Source organism: Marinobacter sp., assembly GCF_040904845.1.
Lineage (GTDB): Bacteria > Pseudomonadota > Gammaproteobacteria > Pseudomonadales > Oleiphilaceae > Marinobacter.
Map to the genome: position 1 here is coordinate 1 of NZ_JBBDSR010000094.1, position 3243 is coordinate 3243.

2 protein-coding genes are annotated in these 3243 nt (G+C 59.5%); one reads left to right on the forward strand and one right to left on the reverse strand.

The window, feature by feature from the left end:
* A partial coding sequence (locus tag WD429_RS11800; RefSeq protein ID WP_368422374.1) for an ABC transporter ATP-binding protein occupies positions 1-491 on the reverse strand: 491 nt, incomplete at its 3' end.
* 199 nt (positions 492-690) lie between these two features.
* On the opposite strand from WD429_RS11800, the gene WD429_RS11805 reads away from it, so the two are divergent.
* On the forward strand, positions 691-3243 hold a 2553-nt coding region (locus WD429_RS11805), incomplete at its 3' end, for a hypothetical protein (RefSeq protein ID WP_368422375.1).

Sequence of the window (3243 nt, forward strand, 5' to 3'; positions counted from 1 at the left end):
TTCATGGCAAATGCCATGGCCAGGGCGGCGCGCTGACGCTGGCCACCCGACACCTGATCCGGATATCGCTCCACCAGTTCGCCAATGCCCAGACGCTCCAGCCAATCCCGGGCAACCTGTTCCCGTTGCCCCGCCAGTCGCGCCCGGAAACGGACATTCTCAAGCAGGGACAGCGCCGGCATGAGATTGGCATCCTGGAACACCATGCCTATGGCGCGTCGCCGAAGGTCCGCCCAAGACCTGTTTTCATCGGCGGAATAACGGCCGGAGCTTCCCCGAAACACTCTCCCTGACACCCCGATGCACCCCTGATCCGCCATTTCCAGGCCGCACAACAAGTTCAGCACCGTGCTTTTCCCGGAACCGGAACGGCCCATGAGCGCCAGGGAGTCGCCTGCCTCAAGCTCCAGGTCGAGACCGGACAGCACGTCCACGGTGCCACCCGCGTCCGCATAGCGTTTCACCAACCCCCTGACCTGTACCAATGCCATCAATCGTTCCCCTGGTTAACTGCTGGATTCAGTTCCACTAAAGATAACGTCTAATCCGCACACCTCACTACAAACATCTCATTGACATTATGAGGGAATTTTTTTCGACCATTAGTGGAACCTTTATTCAGCCTTTGTCGTTTGGTCTGTCAAGGGCCCTTCCCGCCCGTAAGACAATAACAATCGGAAAGGTACAGACATGGTCAATATCAGAAAAACATCGCTCCTGGCGATTGTGGCAGGCAGTGCCGCACTTGCGGGCTGCCTCGACAGTGGCGGCCAGACTGGTAAGAATGCCAACCCGGTCTATGAGATCGACAACCCCAGCTTCCCCAGCGACGGTACCAAACCCATTTTCCGGCCGCTGGACACCGCGTTCCCGATTCCCAGCGACCCGCTGTTTTTTCTGAATCCGGAAAACGACGGCACCATGCTCAACGGTACCGACCCCGCCAACCCGGTCACTACCGGCCTTGGCTTTGTTGACGGCAGCTCCATCCTCGCGCCGTTTGACATCAAGATCAGCGACAGCCTGGATCCGAACCAGAGCCTGGACGCCCGCGCTTTTATTGAAATCGACGAGGAAGTGGTTCCAAACCCAGACCAGAACGTTTTCGTACTGGAAATCGAATACCCCACGGGCGACAGCCTCTTCCAGCAACAGCGGGAAGTCGGTGGCGTTGTGGACGCCGAGAAGTATCGCCACGCCAAACGCCTGGAAGAACAGGGCGACACCGCAGCGGCCGATGCACTTTATCAGGAGCTGCTGGAGCCGCGTTTCCGCATTGAAATCATCACCGTCGATGCAGACGGCCCTGCAGGTGCAGCCGGCGGCTCCGCGAACAATGCCATTCGCATTCTTCCGGTTCAGCCCATGAAGCCGAAAACCAAGTACGCGGTGGTGCTGAGCAACGACATTGTGGATCAAAACGGCGACCCGCTGGTGCAGGAGCTGCGTTTCGAGACCGCCTCCAACCCCGAGTTCGTGCTCAGCAACCCAGCGCTGCAGCCATTCCGGGAATCCATGCTCCCGGCCCGGGCGCTCGGCTCCGATTTCTTTGATTTCAAGCGCCAGGTACTCAGCGAACAGGGCCAGACCACCGCTGGCATCCCGACGTTTGATGATGTCACCTTTGCCATCAGCTTCACCACCACGGCGGTGGAAGATGTTCTGCTGGCCAACGCAGCGCCGGCCAGCTGGTTCCGCAATCAGCTGTTGATCGACCGCAAGCAATCGGTACTCAACGATCTGATCGCCGGTGATTTCAACCTGTCGGATCAGACCATGAGCGGCGCATCCAGCGAGGATCAGCAGATCAACTCGCGGATACACGAGTTGCTGACCGACGAGACCTACCGCCTGTATGACGCAGAGCTCGCTGAGATTCTCACTGATGCGAAGGACAACAGCGTAACCGTGCTCTATGGCGATCTGATCGCTGCGGAAGACGACGATCGTCGGCTGGCGTTCATTCTTCAGGGCACTGCCACCCAGGCTACCGAGGACGCGGTTGATGTCTCCGCCCGGGCGGCCGAACTGGCGGCGGATGCTTCAGATCTTCTGGATATCCCGGCGGCCTATGACCCGGAGTCGGGTGAACCGTCCCCGGTTCGTTTCTTTAGCCAGAAACTGGGGCGTGAGGTGAACCCGGCGTTTGGGCAGCAGGCTAACCTGGTGCTTGTTGACGACATCGACATTCAGATATACGAGGGTGAAATCACGCTTCCTTACCACCAGCAACTACCTGACGGGACGGACGGTGCGCCGCTGCAGACCGGCTCCTGGCTCCCTGCCGACTTCAGCGCGAAGCCGGATCTGCCTCAAGCTAAGTCGGACAGGGTCAGCTACCGTTTCCCCTTTGTCCAAAAGCAAGCTGATGTGAAAGTTCCCATTATCGTTGGGACACCTGATCCTGCATTTGACACGCCTCCTAATGGCTATCCGGTTATTATCTACCAGCATGCGGCGACCCAGGACCGGTCTGCCATTCTCCCGATGGCCACAGCGGCAGCACTGCTATGCCTGGCAGATGATGGCGGACTACCAAGCAACAGCGAAAACTGCTTTATCACCGTCGGCATCGACCTGCCGCTGAACGGCGTATTCGGCGAAGCCGCCACCAGCGCCCGCGATGAAGATGATCCGGAAACCACCCCCGGTATGGTGGAGATCTCCCAGCAACCCGGCGCTTCCGCCGATGCGACAGAACGACATTTCGACTTCAGCGCAAATGACGCCATGCAGGCAGCCACCCGGGATCAGGTGGATAACCCCGAATCTGGCAGCCTGTTCCTCAACTTCACCAATTACGCCAATACCCGGGACAACATGCGCCAGGGCGCGCTGGACCTGTTGCACATCAATGCCCTGCTACCGGCCATTGAAGACGCCATCAACCAGTGCCAGGCCGACGGCGACTGTACCAACGTCACAGCCATGAACACCGATCGGGTGTACTTCATCAGCCACTCCCTGAGCGGCATGGGGGGCGTGCCCTATCCAGTGATCAACAACCTGGCCGCGCAGGACAACCCGGATCTGAACCCGATCCTGGCTTCCATCCTGTACAACACCGGTGGCCAGTTCACCCGCATCGCCGAGAACTCCCGCCAGACCATCGCCCCGGCCCTGCTGCCGGCGCTGGACGCGGCCTCCGGCGGCCTGCTGGCGCAGGGACGCACAGAGCTGAACATCTACTTCAACGTGTTCCAGGCGCTGTTGGATTCCACCGATCCCTCGGCCTTCGCGCCG